The sequence below is a fragment of the Streptomyces sp. NPDC048349 genome, from assembly GCF_040651925.1.
Lineage (GTDB): Bacteria > Actinomycetota > Actinomycetes > Streptomycetales > Streptomycetaceae > Streptomyces.
Window position 1 is genome coordinate 30,670 of the sequence record NZ_JBEZLA010000038.1, and the last position, 18,366, is coordinate 49,035.

Genomic DNA, 18,366 nt, shown 5'->3' on the forward strand with positions numbered 1-18,366 from the left:
ATGGCGGCCCATGCCCCCGCCCGCCACTGTGTTTCGATGCGGGACGGCGTGCACGCGGCGCAGCTCACAGGCCCGAACCCCCTGTTCCGTGGTCTCGGAGGGCCGCCTCGACCAGCTTGTCGATGTGGGCCCGCATCAGTTCGCCGTCCTTGGTGGCCGGTACGAGGGAGTAGACGACGGTCCGCGCTCCGCGCTCGGTGGCGAACACCCCGCTCGTGGAGCGGCCCATGGAGCCGGTCTTGCCCCACACCACGGTCCCGTCGACCTCGTGGCGCATCAGCCCGGCCATGCTGAAGCGGTCCCGGTTGCCCTCCGACAGCGCCGGCATGGTGAACAACTGCCGCTGCTGCGCGGGCCGCAGCAGGCGTCCGCGCAGCAGGGAGGTCAGGAAGCGGTCGAGATCGGGGGCGTTGGAGACCATGCCGCCCTCGGCCCAGGCCCATGGGTCGATCTCGGAGGGGTCCGCCAAGGCCGGGGCGGGGAGGGAGCCGTCGCCGGGGCGCGGGGAGTAGGTGTGGCGCAGGCCGAGCGGGCGGGCGATGCGGAGCCGGACCTCCTCGGCGTAGGTACGGCCGGTGGTCTTCTCGATCACCATGCCCAGCAGGAAGTAGTTGGCGCCGTTGTACTGCTGGGTGAGGACCGGGTACTGGGGCGCCGCGCACGTCGGTGCGGTCCAGTGGGCGATGACCTGCTCCGGCGCCGGGCGTTCGCCCCTCTCGAACGGGACGCACGGCAGCTGCAGGCCGCTGGTGTGGCTCAGCAGCCCGCCCACGGTGATCGGCTGCCAGTGGGCGGGGAGGGTGCCCGGGAGGAGCTCCTGCACCGGGGTGTCCAGGGTGAAGCGGCCCTCGCCGATCAGCTGGAGCACCACCGTGGAGGTGAACAGCTTGGTGATGCTGCCGATGCGGAAGTTGGCCTCCGGGTCCTGCGAGAGCGGCCCCGTGGCCCCGGTCCACCGGATGCCCGAGCCGCTGCCCGCCCGGACCATGGTCCCGCTCGCCACGGCGCCCGGGGCCATCAGCTCGGCCGGCGCCGCGGTGTGGACCGACCCCCGGTGCGGGCGCAGGGCCTCCGTCACGGGCGCCGGGGTCCGCTCGGCCGCCGAGACCGGCAGGGCGCCCGCGGCGAGCGACGCCACGGCCGCGCCCGCGGCGACCAGGGTGATCCAACGGGCTTTGCGAGAAGCGGAGTTCGCTGAGTTCGTCATGTCCGCAAGACTGCCGGGAGGAAGATCCACCGGCCATGGGTGAGGCCCCCCACCCGACCCTGAGGCGCCCCCGAGTACGCGTCGGGCCCGTACCCCGAGAGCTTGCGCTCAGGGAGTACGGGCCTCGGCACACCAGCAGCCTCGGAAAGGCCGGAAGGCCGGAAGGCTAGAAGCGGCGCGTGATCAGCGCACGCTTGACTTCCTGGATCGCCTTCGTGACCTCGATGCCGCGCGGGCACGCGTCGGTGCAGTTGAAGGTCGTGCGGCAGCGCCACACGCCGTCCTTGTCGTTCAGGATCTCCAGCCGCTGCTCGCCGGCCTCGTCACGCGAGTCGAAGATGAAGCGGTGCGCGTTGACGATCGCCGCCGGGCCGAAGTATTGGCCGTCGTTCCAGAACACCGGGCACGAGGACGTGCACGCGGCGCACAGGATGCACTTGGTGGTGTCGTCGAAGCGCTCGCGGTCCTCGGCGGACTGCAGGCGCTCGCGCGTCGGCTCGTTGCCCTTGGTGACCAGGAACGGCATGACGTCCCGGTACGCCTGGAAGAAGGGCTCCATGTCGACCACGAGGTCCTTCATCACCGTGAGGCCCTTGATGGCCTCGATGGTGATCGGCTTCTCCGGGTTGATGTCCTTGATCAGCGTCTTGCAGGCGAGCCTGTTCTTGCCGTTGATCCGCATCGCGTCGGAGCCGCAGATGCCGTGCGCGCACGAGCGGCGGAAGGTCAGCGTGCCGTCGAGGTCCCACTTGATCTTGTGGAGACCGTCGAGCACGCGCTCCTTCGGGTCGATCTCGATCTGGAAGTCCTGCCACTGCGCCTCGTCCGAGATCTCGGGGTTGTAGCGGCGGATCCGGAACGTGACCGTGATGTACGGCGAGGCCGCGGCCGCGGCCTCCATCGCGTCCGTCTTGGACAGGGTGGGGGTGGCCATCAGTACTTACGCTCCATCGGCTGGTAGCGGGTGACGACGACGGGCTTGTAGTCCAGCCGGACGGAGTCCTTGCCGTCGGCGCCGACCTCGCGGTACGCCATGGTGTGGCGCATGAAGTTGACGTCGTCGCGGTTCGGGTAGTCCTCGCGGTAGTGACCGCCGCGGGACTCCTTGCGCGCCAGCGCGGACACGGCCATGACCTCGGCCAGGTCGAGCAGGTTGCCCAGCTCGATGGCCTCCAGCAGGTCCGTGTTGAAGCGCTTGCCCTTGTCCTGGACGGACACGTTCTTGTAGCGCTCGCGCAGCTCGGCGATCTTCTCGACCGCCGTCTTGATGGTCTGCTCCGTACGGAACACCATCACGCACGCGTCCATCGTCTCCTGGAGCTCCAGACGCAGGTCGGCGACCCGCTCGTTGCCCGTGGAGTTGCGCAGCTGCTCGACGAGGTCGACGACCTGCTGGGCCGGGTTCTCCGGCAGCTCGACGTAGTCGTTCTCGGCCGAGTACTTCGCCGCGGCGATGCCGGACCGCTTGCCGAAGACGTTGATGTCCAGCAGCGAGTTGGTGCCCAGGCGGTTGGCGCCGTGCACCGACACGCACGCGACCTCGCCGGCCGCGTACAGGCCCGGGACGACGGTGGTGTTGTCCGCCAGGACCTCACCCTCGACGTTGGTCGGGATGCCGCCCATGGCGTAGTGCGCGGTGGGCTGGATCGGGATCGGGTCCGTGTACGGCTCGATGCCCAGGTACGTGCGCGCGAACTCGGTGATGTCCGGGAGCTTCGCGTCGAGCTGCTCCGGCGGCAGGTGCGTCAGGTCCAGGTACACGTGGTCGCCGGCCGGACCGCAGCCGCGGCCCTCGCGGATCTCGGTGTAGATGGAGCGCGAGACGACGTCACGGGACGCGAGGTCCTTCATGACCGGCGCGTACTTCTCCATGAAGCGCTCGCCGTCCTTGTTGCGCAGGATGCCGCCCTCACCGCGGGCGCCCTCCGTGAGCAGGATGCCCATGCGCCAGATGCCCGTCGGGTGGAACTGGAAGAACTCCATGTCCTCGAGCGGCAGGCCGCGGCGGTAGCAGGCCGCCTGGCCGTCACCCGTGAGGGTGTGCGCGTTGGAGGTCACCTTGAAGAACTTGCCGGTGCCGCCGGAGGCGTAGATGACGGCCTTGGCCTGGAACACGTGGATCTCGCCGGTGGCGAGCTCGTACGCGACCACACCGGCCGACTTCTTGACGCCGTCCTCCTCGACCAGGAGCTGGTCCAGGACGTAGAACTCGTTGAAGAACTCCACGCCCTCCTTGACGCAGTTCTGGTACAGGGTCTGGAGGATCATGTGGCCGGTGCGGTCCGCGGCGTAGCAGGACCGGCGCACCGGCGCCTCGCCGTGGTTGCGCGAGTGGCCGCCGAAGCGGCGCTGGTCGATGGTGCCGTCCGGGGTGCGGTTGAACGGCAGGCCCATCTTCTCGAGGTCGAGGACCGCGTCGATGGCCTCCTTCGCCAGGATCTCGGCGGCGTCCTGGTCGACCAGGTAGTCACCGCCCTTGACCGTGTCGAAGGTGTGCCACTCCCAGTTGTCCTCTTCCACGTTGGCGAGCGCGGCGGCCATGCCGCCCTGCGCGGCGCCCGTGTGGGAGCGGGTCGGGTACAGCTTCGTCAGCACGGCCGTGCGGCTGCGCTTCGTCGCCTCGATGGCGGCGCGCATGCCCGCGCCACCCGCGCCGACGATGACGGTGTCGTACTTGTGGATCTTCATTGGTTTCGCCTCAGCCCCGTTGCCTAGCGGATGTTCGGGTCGAAGGTGAAGATCACCAGCGTGCCCAGAAGGATGGTGAACACCGTGGCGGTGTAGAGCAGGCCCTTCAGCCACAGCCGCGTGTTGGCGCGCTCCGCGTAGTCGTTGATGACGGTACGCAGACCGTTGGCGCCGTGCAGCATGGCCAGCCACAGCATCAGCAGGTCCCAGACCTGCCAGAACGGGGAAGCCCACCGGCCGGCCACGAAGGCGAAGCCGATCTTGGAGACGCCGCCGTCGAGCACCAGCTGGATCAGCAGGTGGCCGATGACGAGGACGACGAGCACGATGCCCGAGAGGCGCATGAAGAGCCACGCGACCATCTCGAAGTTGCCACGGGTCGAGCGCGGGGTCTTGCCCGTGCGCTTGCGCGGGGCCTCGATGTACGGCGCCGGGTTGTCGACGTCGTACAGGGAGGCACCCTCGACGTCGCCGATGACCTTGGCGGAAGAAGTGTCAGAAGACATGCGTGTCACTTCCCGAACAGTTCAAGGTAGGCGTGGCTGAGAACGGGGTAGATGGCCCCGATCATCAGCGCGATCCAGATGCCCACGACGTACCAGAGCATGTGCTTCTGGTAGCGCGGGCCCTTGGACCAGAAGTCCACTGCGATCACGCGGAGACCGTTGAGCGCGTGGAACAGGATTGCGGCGACGAGGCCGTACTCCAGCAGCGCGACGATCGGCGTCTTGTAGGTAGCCACGACATCGTCGTACGCCTCGGGGGAGACGCGAACGAGAGCGGTGTCGAGGACGTGTACGAACAGGAAGAAGAAAATGAGGACGCCGGTGACTCGATGAGCCACCCAGGACCACATTCCTTCCCGGCCGCGGTACAACGTTCCAGCCGGCACGGAAAACCCTCCGGAAGCGGGGCGGGGGCCAGCCGGCTTCTTTGTCGGTCGGGCCCGGCCGGGTACGGTCCTCCGGCCCCGGACATCGTAGCGACGCTTTGTCGGTTCCTTCGCGCGGGGGCCATCGGTGTGATCAAACAGGCTCGGACGGACTATCCCACAGGGGCGAATAGCCCCATTTCCGCCCCGGTCGGGCCCGGGGGAACCGTCAGCCGATGTGTCAGGTCGCACAGCCGGGCCTGCGCGAGGCGGCGCAGCTCGTCGGCGGAGAGGGAGCGCTCCTCGTCGACGTCGTGCCCCATCCGGCGGCGGATCGCGGCCAGCAGCTGGTCCGCCTGCTCCTCCGGCGTGCGCCCTTCGAGGCAGATCACGAAGGCGTGGCCGAACTTGCGCTCGTACTCCGCGTGGCCCGCGTCGAGGGCCAGTACGGCGGCGTACGGTGCCCCGTGCCCCAGTTCCGCGGGGGACTCGGCGGCCAGCGCCTCCGCCAGGTCCGCCTGCGAGAGGTCGTACGACGCCTCGTCCGCGGCGGCGAGCAGGGCCTCGGAATCGGGGTAAGGGCGGTGTGTCGCGACCCGGTGGGCCCAGCGCCTGCTGCCGCAGCACTGAAGCAGGACCGCTTGGGCGGTCTCGGGGCTCAGGGCGTTGAACCGCGCCAGCCCGGAGCCGTGAGAGGGGTCGGAGCTTCCGCGGGCCTGTGCCGGAAGGTGGCTGGACAGCGGGGGGCTCCTCTGGGCGTGGCGCGGGTGTCCTGTCACGCTATCGACGCGGGGTGGGGTGTGTCGTACGCATTCGGGGAATTCACCCGGAAGTGAGCCGAAAGGATGACGGGAGCATCATGGACACGAACCGAAGAGGGGCCGGGAGCCGGAGACGGCCCGGGAAGGGGAGGGCGGCCGAGGCCGCCACCCCCCACAGGAGAGGCCCCGGCCACCATCCGTCACGGGCTCGTGCGACAAGCCCGTATCCCTCTCAGCGTCCTGAGTGCGTTTTGTGTCACACCTCGCTCCGCGCAGGAATGGTTGCTCGTTGTACAACTCGTGGACGAAGGTGCTTGAAAGCCGTAACGTGCTGATTTGCGCCAGACGTACAGGACAGTGAACGGGTTGGGGACTTTGCTGGGGGACGACGCGGAGCTGACCGCCGCGGTGCTCGCGGCACAGGGCGGCGAAGAAGACGCGTTCCGTGCTGTGTACCGCACCGTGCACCCACGCCTGCTCGGATACGTACGCACGCTCGTCGGTGACGGCGACGCGGAGGACGTGACGTCCGAGGCATGGCTGCAGATCGCCCGCGACCTCGCCTCCTTCACCGGTGACGCCGACCGCTTCCGCGGCTGGGCCGCCCGCATCGCCCGCAACCGGGCCCTCGACCACATCCGCATGCGCGGCCGCCGCCCCGCCATCGGCGGCGACGACACCGAGCTGACCGGCTGGGCCGCCGACTGCGACACCGCGGGCGCCGCGATGGAGTCCCTGTCCACCGGGAGCACCATGGCGCTCATCGCGCAGCTGCCGCAGGACCAGGCGGAGGCCGTCGTCCTGCGCGTCGTGGTCGGCCTGGACGCCAAGAGCGCGGCCGAGACCCTCGGCAAGCGGCCCGGCGCCGTACGGACCGCCGCCCACCGGGGTCTGAAGAAGCTGGCCGAGCTGCTCGGTCCGGAGGCCGCGGAGGGCGGCTTCGAACCGGATCCGGACCGTGAGGGGGGCCGTGCCTCGGACCCCGCCGCGCGCGTCGGCCATAATGCCGGTGGCCAGCCACGGGGCGGCAGGGGCGGGAGGGATCTCGACGCCGTACCCGCTCAGCGCGGCCACGGCGGGGGCCTCGTAGAACAAACCGGTGTGACGCATTCACGTTGGCGGACGCAGAAGGACATGTGATGGCCGACGAGCACGACAGGTGGCTGGACAGAGCCGCCGCGGAGAGACTGCTGCGCGGCGAACCGGTGGAACCTGTGGGACCGGCCGCCGACCCGCGGGCCCGGCGCGAAGCCGCCCGGCTGCGGGCCGCCCTCGACAGCCTCGGACCGGCCGCTGCCGCCGCCGGCGAACTGCCGGGCGAGGCCGCGGCCGTGGCCGCCTTCCGCGCGGCGTACGGCGCCACCGCGTCCTCGTCGGCCGCATCCTCGTCCGCCGCACCCGCGTCCTCGGCGTCCGCGTCTTCGGCCACCGCGTCCTCGGCGCTCCGGCCCGGGGCTGCTGCCCGCTCCGGCGAACCCCTGGTCGACCTCGGCCGCGCCGCCGTCCTGCGCGGGCCGGCACCCCGGCGCGCCCGGGCCGTGAAGTTCGGCCTCGCGGCGGCGCTGGCGAGCGTCGCGGTCGGCGGACTCGCCGCGGCGGCGGGCGTCGGCCTGCTGGACCAGCCCCGGCGCGACACCGCGGGTCCGGGACCCGCCATGTCCGTCAGTGCCGACGGGGAGCCGACCGCGGGCGACGGCAGCGGGGGCTCGACGCTCGACCCGCAACTACGGCCCACCCCCCTCGGGGACGGCGCCGGTCCGACGGCCACCCCGGGCACCTCCCTGCCGCCGGGCGCGGACGGGTTCACGTCACCCGGCGGTGACCTCCTCGGCGGGACCGGTTCCGGGAACTCCGCCACCGGCGGCGCGGGCAGGGACACCAAGGACGGCAAGGACACCGGGGACGGCACCTTCCGGGTGGACGGCGCCCCGGACGGGTCCGGCGACGGGAGCACCGGCCGGGACCGCGACAGCGACCGGGAGAACCAGCGCCGGGCCGTGGACCTCTGCCACGACTACCGGGCCGGGCACCTCAACGACGACCGGCGCGAGCGGCTGTCGCGCCTGGCCAAGGGCCTGGCGCGCATTCCGTACTACTGCGAGGCGCTGCTGGACGGCGTCGTCCACGAGGACGGGCGCACGAACACCCCGAGCGCGCCGGCGGACAGCGGTACGAGTGACGGGATCTTCAGGACTCCGAGCTCGGTTTCCGGGCCGGTCACGTCCCGCCTGTAACACTTTTCGAATCCGTGGCGCAGTACAGAGCGAGCCGACTGGTCATCGGCCGCGCATGAGCCGGGGTTCCCCCCGTACCCCTGGGCTCTGCGCAACCGGCGCGGGCGGGGCACGTTCCCCCGGCCCTGCCCGCGCCTCTCACTTCCCGACCGCGCAGCCCGCCCGGGCCCGGCCTCACCAGTAGACGACGACCTTGTCGCCGACCTGCACCTGGCCGAAGACCGCCGAGAGCTTGCCCTTGTCCCGGACGTTCACACAGCCGTGCGAGGCGCCGGCGTAGCCGCGGGCCGCGAAGTCGGCCGAGTAGTGCACCGCCTGGCCGCCGCTGAAGAACATCGAGTACGGCATGGCCGTGTGGTAGAGCGTGGACGTCCAGTCCTTCTCCTTGCGGTCCACCTTGAAGACGCCCTCACGGGTGGGGGTGTTCTCCGAGCCGAAGCGCACGTCCATCGTGGAGATGATCTTTCCGTCGATCATCCAGGCGAGGGTGCGGCTCTCCTTGCTGATGCACATGACCCGGCCCTCCATGCAGCGCGGGTCGGGCGCGTCCGCCTCGTTGACCGTCGGCGGGTTCAGCTCGTCGGCGGTCGGCTTCTTCGTGGAGTTCTGGATCTTCTTCCAGGTGGCCTCGTCGACCGAACCGGTGGGGTTCAGCCCGTGCTTCGACTGGAAGGACTTCACGGCCGCGGTGGTCTTCGTCCCGTAGAAGCCGGTCGGGGCGACCGACATCAGCTTGAGCTGCTTCAGGCGGGCCTGGAGCTCGCGCACCTGGTCGCTGTCATCGCCGTTGGCCATGATCTGCTTCACCGTCGGCGAAGGAGAGGCGGACGGGGACGCCGAGGCGGAGGCCGACGGGGACGGCGAGGCCGGCTTGTTGTCGGTGGAAGGGGAGGGTTCGGGGGAGGCGGCCGCCGTGGGCGACGAGGGGGCCGAGGAGGCGGAGCCCGCGGACTCCGACGTGTCCGGCCCACAGGCGGTCGCGGCGAGCGCGACGGCGGTGGCCACCCCGAGCGTGCGGAATATGACTCTCTGGCGGTGCATTAGCAGTCCCCCGATTTCTACGTCGTGTATCTAGGTGATGCCTCGCGCGCGCGGAGAGTTGCACGGGGTCGCGGGATGTTGCGCCATTGTGACCAGCAGTCGTCCGCAGCCTTACGAAGCGGGACGGTTGTACCAGCCCGGGGCCCGGTCGCTCTACGTCCCACCGGGGCGGTCTGTGTCACCTGCGGCCCCGAACAGCCGGATGGCCGCTGGGTATATCTGGATTTCCTCTCAACCGACCCATATGCCCGGCCGCTCCGGGGGTTGTGAGTCGGGACACCTCGGAAGGGCGGTCGTCAGGCGCGCCGAACGCGCCGAGCCCGCCACCGCACGGTAGGAGGGAGTCTCCCGGCCGTGCCGGGAGATCACTTCAAGGAGGTCTACGTCCCATGGCGCGTACCGAGAGCGGAATTCCGATCGAACCCGTCTACGGACCCCGCGACCTGACGGGGTGGATCCCGCGGGTCGAGCTGGGGGAACCGGGGGATTTCCCCTACACCAGGGGGATTTATCCCACCATGTACACCGGTCGGCCGTGGACCATGCGGCAGTACGCCGGCTTCGGCACGGCCGCCGAGTCCAACGCCCGCTACCGGCAGCTCATCGCGGGCGGCGGCACCGGGCTGTCCGTCGCCTTCGACCTGCCGACCCAGATGGGCCACGACTCCGACGCACCCCTCGCGCACGGCGAGGTCGGCAAGGTCGGGGTGGCCGTCGACTCCCTCGACGACATGCGGACCCTGTTCGACGGGATCCCCCTGGACCGGGTCTCCACCTCCATGACCATCAACGCGCCCGCCGCCCTGCTCCTGCTCCTCTACCAACTGGTCGCGGAGGAACAGGGCGTCTCGGGCGCGCAGCTGACGGGCACGGTCCAGAACGACGTGCTGAAGGAGTACATCGCCCGCGGGACGTACATCTTCCCGCCCGGACCCTCGCTGCGGCTCACGGCCGACACCTTCCGCTACTGCCGGGCCGAGGTCCCCAAGTGGAACACCATCTCCATCTCCGGCTACCACATGGCCGAAGCGGGGGCCTCCCCCGTGCAGGAGGTGGCCTTCACCCTCGCGGACGGCATCGCGTACGTCCGTACGGCCCTCGAGGCCGGGATGGCGGTCGACGAGTTCGCGCCCCGGCTCTCCTTCTTCTTCGTCGCCCGCACCACCCTCCTCGAGGAGGTCGCGAAGTTCCGCGCGGCCCGGCGGATCTGGGCCCGCGTCATGCGCGAGGAGTTCGGCGCGCGGGACCCGAAGTCGCTGATGCTGCGCTTCCACACCCAGACGGCCGGGGTCCAGCTGACCGCACAGCAGCCGGAGCTGAACCTCGTACGGGTGGCCGTGCAGGCACTGGCCGCCGTCCTCGGCGGCACGCAGTCGCTGCACACCAACTCCTTCGACGAGGCGATCGCGCTGCCCACGGAGAAGTCGGCCCGCCTCGCGCTGCGCACCCAGCAGGTCCTCGCGTACGAGACGGACGTGCCGCACACCGTGGACCCCTTCGCGGGGTCGTACGCGGTGGAGCGGATGACCGGCGACCTGGAGGCGGCCGCGCTCGACCTGATGGGGCAGGTCGAGGCGCGGGGCGGTGCGGTGGCCGCGATCGAGGCCGGCTTCCAGAAGGCGGAGATCGAGCGGAACGCGTACCGCATCGCGCGGGAGACCGACGACGGCGAGCGGGTGGTGGTCGGCGTCAACCGCTTCGCGCTGGAGCAGGAGGAGCGCTACGAGCCGCTGCGCGTGGACCCGCAGATCGAGGCCCGCCAGTGCGCGGCGCTGGCGCGGCTGCGGGCGGAGCGGGACGGGGAGGCGGTGGGGGCGGCGCTCGCGCGGCTGCGGGAGGCGGCCGCGGGGACGGAGAACGTGCTGTACCCGATGAAGGAGGCGCTGCGGGCGCGGGCCACCGTGGGCGAGGTGTGCGGGGCGCTGCGGGAGGTCTGGGGGACGTACGACCCGGCCGGTTCCACGTGGTGACATCCATGGGGTGAAATCCATGTTCTGACAGGTGTGTCCTTGTGGGACACTCCTGCGCATGCTGGGTGTGACAGATCTTCCTACTTATCTCGCCGGCCTGGTGCTGATCGTTCTGCTGCCGGGGCCGAACTCGCTCTACGTGCTGTCCGTCGCCGCCCGCCGCGGGGTGAAGGAGGGCTACAAGGCCGCCTCCGGGGTGTTCACCGGGGACACCGTGCTGATGGTGCTGACCGCGGCGGGCGCGGGGGCGCTGCTCCAGACGAGCCCGCTGCTGTTCACCCTGGTCAAGTTCCTCGGCGCCGGATACCTCGCGTGGCTGGCCGTGGGGATGATGCGGGCCGCCCGGGGGATGTGGCGCGACCGCCGGGCGCGGCAGGAGGAGCTGCTCACCGGTGAGGAACCGGCCGGCGGGATGGAGCGGCCGTACCGGCGCGCGTTGGTGGTGAGCCTGTTCAACCCGAAGGCGATCCTGTTCCTGCTCTCCTTCTTCGTGCAGTTCGTGGACCCCGGCTACGCCTACCCCGCCCTGTCGTTCCTGCTGTTGGGCACGCTGTCCCAGCTGGCGAGCTTCCTGTACCTGTCGACGCTGATCTTCACCGGGACCCGGCTCTCGGCCGCCTTCCGCCGCCGCAAGCGGCTGTCGGCCGGGGCCACCTCGGCGGCGGGCGTGCTCTTCCTGGGGTTCGCGGCCAAGCTCGCCGTCGGCTGAGGCCCGTCGGCCGGGCCCTCAGCCGAGGACGCGGCGCAGCCGCCGGGCTGCGCGCCGCACCGCCCGGCTGCGGGGCAGGAACGACAGCTGAGCGGGGATGCCGCCGGGCAGGCCCAGCGCGGTCAGCCGGCGCCGGGTGAAGTACCGCCGGGTGCGGTCGGTCAGGTGCCGGGACAGGTAGGCCTCGGCCAGGGGCCGGCGCGCGGCGAGGATCTGCGGCTGCATGGTGAAACCGACCGCCGTCAGCAGCCCGGCCGGCTCGGCACGGACGTGCTCCGGCGTCGGGGGAGTCCAGGCGCGCACCGCCTCGGCGTCCGCCAGGTCGGGGAGCAGGGCGTCCACCAGGGCGAGCGGCACCCGGTTGCTGTTGGGGTACGGGGTCAGGCGGGCCAGTACGGCGTCCGTGCCGGTCCGTGCCACGGGGAGCCCGTACAGCGTGGCGGCGGTCAGCAGCCCGGTGGAGAAGCAGCCGACGACCAGGGCCGGGCGCAGCCGCTGGTAGAGGGTCTCGGCCAGGCACGGCTCGTCGACCACGATCAGGCGGGCGCCCAGCCGCCCGGCCTCCTCCTGCGCGCGGCGGGAGTATGCGGCCGGGGCGCTGGGGTGCGCTTTGAAGACCAGGTCGGTGTGGCCCAGGGCGTGCGCGCCGCGGACCATCGAGACGTGGAGCTCCTCCTCCTGGTCCGGGGTCATGAGGTCGAGCGCCGAGAGGTACTGGCCGAGCAGGAGGGCGGGGGACTCGACGGCGCCGTCCGGGCCGGTGTCCGGCGAGGGCAGTTCCGCCAGCACCTTCACGAACGCCTCCGACGGGACCAGTTCGACCCGCACCCCGAACTCGGTCAGGAGCAGCGGCTCCAGCCCGGGGACGAGGTCCAGGTGCAGGACGCGCCGCACGCGCATGCCGAGCTGCGGGTCGAGGCGGATGCGGGTGGGTCCGTAGCTCATCAGGCCGTCGGCGTACACGTCGACGGCCGCGCCCGGGAAGAGGCGGCACAGGGCCTGCGCGGGCGGCACCTGGAGGGACTCCACGATCAGTTCGACGCGGTCCTCGCCCAGGTTCCACAGGGCGCGCAGCTGCCGTTCCCACAGCGGGACGTCCTCGGGGCGGGGGGTCCAGGTGCTCGGGTGCTGCGGTTCGATGACGCGGTTCCAGTCGAGCACCTCGTCGAAGCGGGGGCGCAGGGTATCGAAGCCCGGCATGTCGGCGAGCCCGGGGCTGACCTCGGCGGTGACGGCGTGGTTGCTGGTCAGCAGGATGCGGCGGCCCGACGGCGGGAAGGCGCCCGCGTCGATTCCGGCGGCCAGGGTGGCCGCGCCGTAGAGGGTGGAGGCCAGGAAGAGCTGGGTGGGCATCAGCAGTTCGCCCCCGGGGCGGTCGTGCGGCGGCGGCCGCGCACGCGGCGCAGCAGGGTGGAGCGCTCCGCGTCCATCGAATCCAGGACCCGGTCCAGAACGTCCTGGGGCATGCGGCCGAGCGCCGCCGTGCTCATGGCACGGAGTTTCCTGGCCACGTCCGGTTCGAACCTCTCGATGGATCCGAAATGATGGGCGATGATCGCGCAATAGGTCCGGACGGCTTTCGGGAGCAACAGGGCGGATTCTGTGTCCGACGCGGTGTCCGAGAGCACTTGATCGAATGCGCGGATGAAATCGAGCCGGCGTTCGTCGCCGATGTGCGTCAATGAGGTGGCGACCCCGCGCCGGTAGAAGGTTCCGGGCATTCCGATCGCCGCGAAGGATGCGGCCTCCCGGTGCAGCCGCCAGATCCACGGCCGGTCCTCCGCCGTCCGCAGGCCGTCGGTGAAGTGCAGCAGCCCGCGGTCCAACAGCCGCCGGTGGTACATCCCGGCCCAGGCGTACGGATAGTCCACCGAGGTGGCCCGGTCGGCGGGCAGGATCGCGGTGCGCGGATCGGCGACGACCGACTGGGGGCCGTAGGGGACGCGCTGCACGGTGCGCGACCTGCCCGTGCACTTCACATGATCGGTACGGACGAAATCGCAGCCCAGGGCCTCTATGGCGGCCAGGGTGCGGGCGAGGTGGCCGGGGGCCAGCCAGTCGTCCCCGTCCAGGAACGCGAGGTATTCGCCGTTCGCCGCGTCCAGGCCCGTGTTCCGGGCGGTGGCCAGGCCGCCGTTGCGGGCGTGCCTGAGGTGCACCGCCCCGGGCAGCTCGCGCGCCGCCCGCTCGAGCAGGTCCGGCGTCCCGTCCGTCGAGCAGTCGTCGACGAGCAGGAATTCGAAATCGTCCCGGGCGTTGAGTTCGAGACTCTTCAGGGCGTCCGGTGCATATGTCTGCACGTTGTAGAACGGCACGACGACAGAGAGCTTGGGCACCCGTGAGACATTAGGACGCCGCCCGGCATTCACCGTGACCCCGGTGCGGATTCCATGTGAACGGCGCGCGGCGGCCCCGTTAACCCGCACGCTTTCGTGTTCCGTCGGTGCGTTGTTAACCCGCTGTTGTGCGCTCGTTGGGCCGATCACCGAAATTGCGCAATAGCTTCTGCCGCGTGCCAGAACGCAAACGCGTCGCCGTTATCGCCGATTCCGACACGCGATGGAAATGGGGTGCCCTCACCGCCCGCCGTCTCGTGCCCGACCACCAGCTCGCCGGATTCCTGCTGCGCGGACGCGCCACACCCACCGCGCGCCAGCTCGGCGAGGTGGGCGTCCGGGGTGACCGGCCGGCCGAGGTGACCTGCGCGCACTTCCTCGCCGAGATCGGGCGGGAGCGCTATGACGTGGTCGTCCTCGCCCTCGTCGGCGGGGCCGTCCAGGCCGTCCTGCACGGGGCCCGCGCCCTGTGGCCCGAGCCGTCGGGCCGGCCCGTCCTGGTCACCGGGTACGTGGGCGTCGTGTACGAGAAGCTCGCCGACGGGCTGCTGCTGCGGCACGGCGCCGACCTCGTCCTGGCCAACTCCCGCCACGACGCGGAGCGGTTCCGCGCCGTGTACGAGGGGGTCGGCGCGGACCCGGGAGCGGTCACCGAGACCGCGCTGCCCTTCCTCGGCGGGGCGCCGTACGAGCCGGCCGGACTGCGGACCCGCACGGTGGTCTTCGCCGTCCAGCCCTCCGTGCCCGACAGCCGCGCCGACCGCGTGTACCTGCTGGAGCGGGCGGCGGGCCACGCGCGGCTGCACCCGGACCGCGAGGTGCTGGTCAAACTGCGCAGCCGCCCCGGCGAGCACACCACGCACCTGGAGGAGCAGCCGTACCAGCGGCTCGCCGCCAAGCTCCCCGGCGGGCTCCCGCCCAACTGCCGGCTGGTGTACGGGAACATGGGCGAGGTCCTGGACGGCACCGACCTCCTGGTCACCGTCTCCTCCACCGCCGCCCTGGAGTCCCTGCACCGTTCCATCCCGACGGCCGTCCTCACCGACCTCGGCATCCGCGAAGCGCTCGGCAACCACCACTTCCTCGGCTCGGGCTGCCTGGCCTCGTGGGACCAGCTCGACGCGGGGCTGCTGCCGCAGGCCGACCGGGAATGGCTGGCGGCCCAGGGCGTCCTGCCGGCCCCGGCGGCGCCGGACGCCACACCGCCCCCTCCGGCTGCGCAGGACGCCGCACCCGCACCGGCCGGCGGCCGCGTCCCCGCCGGGTCCGCGACCGACGCCGGGGGCGGGGATGCCTACGCCGGGGGCGGGGATGCCCACGCCTCGGGCGGGGATGCCCACGCCGGGGGCGGGGATGCCTACGCCGGGGCCCGGGCGAAGGTCGCCGCGCTGCTGGCCGAGCCCGTCCTGCCGTCGCCCGACCCGTACTACACGCTCACCACCGCCCCCCGGTACCTGCCAGGCATCCTCGCCCGCCAGCACCTGGCGCCCGACGGGACCCCGCTGCCCGGCGCGGTGCGCGGGACGGCGGGGCAGTCGCGGCTGCGCCGCAGGCTCCGCGCCCACCTGCGCGAGGCCGCCCGCGGTGCCTACCGGCACGGAGTGCAGCGCGTGGCCCCCGTGATCCGCCGGATGGGGGAGCTGTGAGCCCCCGCGTCCTCGCCGTCGTGCCCGCGCGCGGCGGCTCCAAGGGGGTCCCCGGCAAGAACCTCGCCGAGGTCGCCGGAACCCCGCTCGTCGCCCGCGCCGTCCGGGCCTGCCTCGCCGCGCCGACCGTCACCGACGTCGTGGTCTCCACCGATTCCGCGGCGATCGCCGCCGCCGCCCGTGTCGCGGGCGCCGGCGTCGTCACCCGTCCCCGCGCGATCTCCGGCGACACCGCGAGCAGCGAGGCCGCCCTGCTGCACGCCCTCACCGCCTTCGAGGAACTGCACCGCGTCGGCGTGGACGTGGTCCTCCTCGTCCAGTGCACCAGCCCCTTCCTGGCCGCCTCCGACGTCGAGTCCGTCGCCGCGGCCGTCGCCTCCGGGGCCGCCGACTCCGCCCTGACGGTGGCCCCCTTCCACGGCTTCCTGTGGCGGGAGGGCCCCGACGGCTCCGGCACCGGGGTCAACCACGACACGGCGTACCGCCCCCGGCGCCAGGACCGGCCCCAGGACCTGCTGGAGACGGGCGCCGCCTACGCCATGGACGCCGCCGGCTTCCGCACCGCCCGCCACCGCTTCTTCGGGCGCACCCTCCCCGTCGCCACCGACCCCGCGCGGGTCCTGGAGATCGACGACCCGCACGACCTCGAGCGCGCCCGGCTGCTCGCCCCGCTGCTCGACGTACGACCCGGCCCGCAGCCCACACCCCACGCGCCACCCGCCACCCCCGCTCTCGCACCCCCGCACCGAAGGACGTCCCCTGCCATGACCGCCTCCCCCGACAGCCGCCTGCGCACCTTCGGACCGCGCACCGCGGGCCCCGGCCGGCCCGTGTACGTGGTCGGTGAGATCGGCATCAACCACAACGGCGACCTCGCCCACGCTCTCGCCCTGATCGACGCCGCCGCCGACGCCGGCTGCGACGCAGTGAAGTTCCAGAAGCGCACCCCCGAGATCTGCACCCCGCGCGACCAGTGGGACATCGAGCGCGACACCCCCTGGGGCCGGATGACCTACATCGACTACCGCCACAAGGTGGAGTTCGGCGAGGACGAGTACCGCGCCATTGACGAGCACTGCGCCACCCGCGGCATCGACTGGTTCGCCTCCCCGTGGGACACCGAGGCCGTCGCCTTCCTGGAGAAGTTCGACCTCCCCGCCCACAAGGTGGCCTCCGCCTCGCTGACCGACGACGAGCTGCTGCGCGCCCTGCGCGCCACCGGCCGCACGGTCGTCCTCTCCACCGGCATGTCCACCCCGAAGCAGATCCGCCACGCGGTGGAGGTGCTCGGCAGCGACAACATCCTTCTGTGCCACGCCACTTCGACGTACCCGGCCAAGGCCGAGGAGCTCAACCTGCGGGTCATCCACACCCTCCAGGAGGAGTACCCCAACGTCCCGATCGGCTACTCCGGCCACGAGACGGGCCTGCAGACCACCCTGGCCGCCGTCGCCCTCGGCGCCGCCTTCGTCGAGCGGCACATCACTCTCGACCGCGCCATGTGGGGCTCCGACCAGGCCGCCTCCGTCGAGCCCGGCGGCCTGGCCCGCCTGGTCCGCGACATCCGCACCATCGAGACCGCCCTCGGCGACGGCGTCAAGCGGGTCTACGACTCGGAGCTCGGCCCCATGAAGAAGCTCCGCCGGGTGCAGGGCGAGCTCGCCGCCGTCTGAACCCGGTCCGGTCCCCGGTCCGCCGCCGCGTACGAGATCCGTCCCCAGCCGAGGAGTACGTGATGCCCGCTCCAGCCCTCACCCTCGCGTTCGTCGAGAGCCCGGTCCAGCTCCTGAACGTGCTGGAGTGGGCGTACGCCCCCGGTGGGCCCGTCCCGCTGCTCGACGGCGTCCCGCCGCAGCCCCCGCGCGGTACGGGCGGCCCGGGAACGGCGCCGGCACCGCGGATCCGGATCGTCGTCCTGCCCCCCACCGACCCCATGTCCCGCGGCCAGCTGCGCCGGATGGCGGCGCTCGCGCGTGACGAGGGGCACGAGGTCTGCTGGCAGGAGGCCCGCGGGGGCCGGCTCGCACCGCTGAAGGCGCTCGCCGCCCTGGCGGGCGACGTGCGCGCGGCGCGCACGGTCGTCGTCGGCGACCCCTTCTCCCGCTACGTCCAGCTGCTGCTCACCCTGGTGCGGGCCGAGCGGCTCGTGGTGGTCGACGACGGCACGGCCACCATGGAGTTCATCGCCCAGACGGCCCGCGGCGAGCGCCTGGTCCGCTGGCACCGCGTCGGCGGCGGCGGGCCGGCCGGCCGGGCGCGCGAACTGGCGTACGCCCCGGTCTCGGCGACCGCCCGGCGCCGCTTCACCCCCGCCGAGGGCGGCGACCGGCGCGTCGAGGTCTTCAGCTCGATGCCCGTCACCGCCCACGGCGCGATGACGCTCCGGACCAACGCCCTCGCCTGGACCCGGGCCCGCTTCGGCCCGCCGCGCCTGACCAAGGGCACCGACCTGGTCGGCACCTCGCTCGTGGAGACGGGCGTCGTGGACCCTGCCTGCTACCTGGACGCGGTACGCACCCTGACCCGCGTGCACGGCGCCACCCGCTACTTCGCGCACCGCAGGGAGGCCCCGGGGAAACTGCGCGCGCTGAGCGCGGCGACCGGGCTGGAGGTCGTGCGCCCGGACCTGCCGCTGGAGCTCGTCGCGCGGCGCGGTCCGGTCGGCCGGACCATCGTCAGCTTTCCGTCCACGGTCGTCCACACCCTGCCGTACGCGCTGACCGGCACCGGTGTGACCGTCGCCGTATGCGATATCGACCCGGATTGGCTCACCGGGTCCGCCTCGCCGCGCGCCCGCGGCTTCCTCGCGGGGGTCAGCGACAGCGCCAGCGGTGTGCGCAGACTGCCCGCTCAGGCGGCTCCCGCGGCCGGATGAGCGGGCGAGTGTACCCCCGCGTGCATCC

Annotated in this window: 16 protein-coding genes and 1 pseudogene; 8 read left to right on the forward strand and 9 right to left on the reverse strand. The window is 72.0% G+C overall.

Going from position 1 to position 18,366, the window contains the following annotated elements; translation table 11 throughout:
* Nucleotides 1-64: 64 nt before the first annotated feature.
* From AB0D44_RS21190 to AB0D44_RS21215, 6 genes are all read right to left on the reverse strand, one after another.
* Nucleotides 65-1,207, reverse strand: a complete 1,143-nt coding sequence (locus AB0D44_RS21190) for a serine hydrolase domain-containing protein (protein ID WP_362593141.1) — start codon at nucleotides 1,205-1,207, stop codon at nucleotides 65-67.
* Between the two features lie 166 nt (nucleotides 1,208-1,373).
* The gene (locus tag AB0D44_RS21195; protein WP_362593144.1) at nucleotides 1,374-2,141 is read right to left on the reverse strand and encodes a succinate dehydrogenase iron-sulfur subunit; all 768 of its coding nucleotides are present in this window, start codon (nucleotides 2,139-2,141) and stop codon (nucleotides 1,374-1,376) included.
* Nucleotides 2,141-3,895, reverse strand: coding sequence for a succinate dehydrogenase flavoprotein subunit (gene sdhA / locus AB0D44_RS21200; protein ID WP_362593147.1), 1,755 nt, complete (start codon nucleotides 3,893-3,895; stop codon nucleotides 2,141-2,143). The genes AB0D44_RS21195 and sdhA overlap by 1 nt, the downstream gene beginning before the upstream one ends.
* A 23-nt stretch (nucleotides 3,896-3,918) precedes the next feature.
* Entirely contained in the window at nucleotides 3,919-4,401 is a 483-nt protein-coding gene (locus AB0D44_RS21205) for a succinate dehydrogenase hydrophobic membrane anchor subunit (RefSeq protein WP_362593150.1), read from the reverse strand.
* 5 nt (nucleotides 4,402-4,406) lie between these two features.
* Complete coding sequence (sdhC, locus tag AB0D44_RS21210) at nucleotides 4,407-4,787, reverse strand: succinate dehydrogenase, cytochrome b556 subunit (protein ID WP_362308165.1); 381 nt, start codon at nucleotides 4,785-4,787, stop codon at nucleotides 4,407-4,409.
* 152 nt (nucleotides 4,788-4,939) lie between these two features.
* Entirely contained in the window at nucleotides 4,940-5,506 is a 567-nt protein-coding gene (locus AB0D44_RS21215; RefSeq protein ID WP_362593245.1) for a 2-oxo-4-hydroxy-4-carboxy-5-ureidoimidazoline decarboxylase, read from the reverse strand.
* A gap of 396 nt (nucleotides 5,507-5,902) precedes the next feature.
* Here AB0D44_RS21215 and AB0D44_RS21220 point away from each other — a divergent pair, with 396 nt between their 5' ends.
* Nucleotides 5,903-6,667, forward strand: a complete 765-nt coding sequence (locus AB0D44_RS21220; RefSeq protein WP_362593247.1) for an RNA polymerase sigma factor — start codon at nucleotides 5,903-5,905, stop codon at nucleotides 6,665-6,667.
* The gene (locus AB0D44_RS21225; protein ID WP_362593153.1) at nucleotides 6,667-7,761 is read left to right on the forward strand and encodes a hypothetical protein; all 1,095 of its coding nucleotides are present in this window, start codon (nucleotides 6,667-6,669) and stop codon (nucleotides 7,759-7,761) included. Before AB0D44_RS21220 ends, AB0D44_RS21225 begins: the two co-directional genes overlap by 1 nt.
* 174 nt (nucleotides 7,762-7,935) lie before the next feature.
* Here the strand turns inward: AB0D44_RS21225 and AB0D44_RS21230 are convergent, their stop codons facing one another.
* Nucleotides 7,936-8,802, reverse strand: a complete 867-nt coding sequence (locus AB0D44_RS21230; RefSeq protein ID WP_362593155.1) for a L,D-transpeptidase family protein — start codon at nucleotides 8,800-8,802, stop codon at nucleotides 7,936-7,938.
* A gap of 389 nt (nucleotides 8,803-9,191) precedes the next feature.
* Between AB0D44_RS21230 and AB0D44_RS21235 the strand changes: the two genes are divergently transcribed.
* Both AB0D44_RS21235 and leuE read left to right on the forward strand, forming a co-directional pair.
* Nucleotides 9,192-10,772: a methylmalonyl-CoA mutase family protein gene (locus AB0D44_RS21235; protein WP_362593158.1), complete on the forward strand. Its 1,581-nt coding sequence runs from the start codon at nucleotides 9,192-9,194 to the stop codon at nucleotides 10,770-10,772.
* 58 nt (nucleotides 10,773-10,830) lie between these two features.
* A complete protein-coding gene (gene leuE, locus AB0D44_RS21240) occupies nucleotides 10,831-11,481 on the forward strand; it encodes a leucine efflux protein LeuE (protein WP_362593161.1) in 651 nt (216 codons plus the stop codon).
* A gap of 18 nt (nucleotides 11,482-11,499) precedes the next feature.
* Here leuE and AB0D44_RS21245 read toward each other — a convergent pair whose 3' ends face one another.
* Nucleotides 11,500-12,834, reverse strand: a complete 1,335-nt coding sequence (locus AB0D44_RS21245) for a polysialyltransferase family glycosyltransferase (RefSeq protein WP_362593164.1) — start codon at nucleotides 12,832-12,834, stop codon at nucleotides 11,500-11,502.
* On the reverse strand, nucleotides 12,834-13,817 hold the full coding sequence (locus AB0D44_RS21250) for a glycosyltransferase family 2 protein (RefSeq protein WP_362593167.1): 984 nt from the start codon (nucleotides 13,815-13,817) through the stop codon (nucleotides 12,834-12,836). The genes AB0D44_RS21245 and AB0D44_RS21250 overlap by 1 nt, the downstream gene beginning before the upstream one ends.
* A gap of 176 nt (nucleotides 13,818-13,993) precedes the next feature.
* Between AB0D44_RS21250 and AB0D44_RS21255 the strand changes: the two genes are divergently transcribed.
* The 4 genes and pseudogenes from AB0D44_RS21255 (at nucleotide 13,994) to AB0D44_RS21270 (ending at nucleotide 18,338) form a co-directional block, all read left to right on the forward strand.
* Nucleotides 13,994-15,463, forward strand: coding sequence for a DUF6716 putative glycosyltransferase (locus AB0D44_RS21255; protein WP_362593169.1), 1,470 nt, complete (start codon nucleotides 13,994-13,996; stop codon nucleotides 15,461-15,463).
* Nucleotides 15,464-15,483: 20 nt separating this feature from the next.
* Nucleotides 15,484-15,834, forward strand: a pseudogene (locus AB0D44_RS21260) (NTP transferase domain-containing protein); the annotation flags it as partial.
* A 393-nt stretch (nucleotides 15,835-16,227) separates the two neighbouring features.
* On the forward strand, nucleotides 16,228-17,136 hold the full coding sequence (locus tag AB0D44_RS21265; protein WP_362593250.1) for an N-acetylneuraminate synthase family protein: 909 nt from the start codon (nucleotides 16,228-16,230) through the stop codon (nucleotides 17,134-17,136).
* Between the two features lie 62 nt (nucleotides 17,137-17,198).
* The gene (locus AB0D44_RS21270; RefSeq protein ID WP_362593172.1) at nucleotides 17,199-18,338 is read left to right on the forward strand and encodes a hypothetical protein; all 1,140 of its coding nucleotides are present in this window, start codon (nucleotides 17,199-17,201) and stop codon (nucleotides 18,336-18,338) included.
* Nucleotides 18,339-18,366 lie beyond the last annotated feature (28 nt).

Excerpts from the sequence above, each read along its gene's own strand:
- AB0D44_RS21195 (WP_362593144.1), bottom strand. The coding sequence starts at position 2,141 with ATGGCCACCCCCACCCTGTCCAAGACGGACGCGATGGAGGCCGCGGCC.
- AB0D44_RS21190 (WP_362593141.1), bottom strand. The coding sequence starts at position 1,207 with ATGACGAACTCAGCGAACTCCGCTTCTCGCAAAGCCCGTTGGATCACC.
- AB0D44_RS21205 (WP_362593150.1), bottom strand. The coding sequence starts at position 4,401 with ATGTCTTCTGACACTTCTTCCGCCAAGGTCATCGGCGACGTCGAGGGT.
- AB0D44_RS21235 (WP_362593158.1), top strand. The coding sequence starts at position 9,192 with ATGGCGCGTACCGAGAGCGGAATTCCGATCGAACCCGTCTACGGACCC.
- AB0D44_RS21270 (WP_362593172.1), top strand. The coding sequence starts at position 17,199 with ATGCCCGCTCCAGCCCTCACCCTCGCGTTCGTCGAGAGCCCGGTCCAG.
- leuE (WP_362593161.1), top strand. The coding sequence starts at position 10,831 with ATGCTGGGTGTGACAGATCTTCCTACTTATCTCGCCGGCCTGGTGCTG.
- sdhA (WP_362593147.1), bottom strand. The coding sequence starts at position 3,895 with ATGAAGATCCACAAGTACGACACCGTCATCGTCGGCGCGGGTGGCGCG.
- AB0D44_RS21225 (WP_362593153.1), top strand. The coding sequence starts at position 6,667 with ATGGCCGACGAGCACGACAGGTGGCTGGACAGAGCCGCCGCGGAGAGA.
- AB0D44_RS21265 (WP_362593250.1), top strand. The coding sequence starts at position 16,228 with ATGACCGCCTCCCCCGACAGCCGCCTGCGCACCTTCGGACCGCGCACC.
- AB0D44_RS21230 (WP_362593155.1), bottom strand. The coding sequence starts at position 8,802 with ATGCACCGCCAGAGAGTCATATTCCGCACGCTCGGGGTGGCCACCGCC.
- AB0D44_RS21245 (WP_362593164.1), bottom strand. The coding sequence starts at position 12,834 with ATGCCCACCCAGCTCTTCCTGGCCTCCACCCTCTACGGCGCGGCCACC.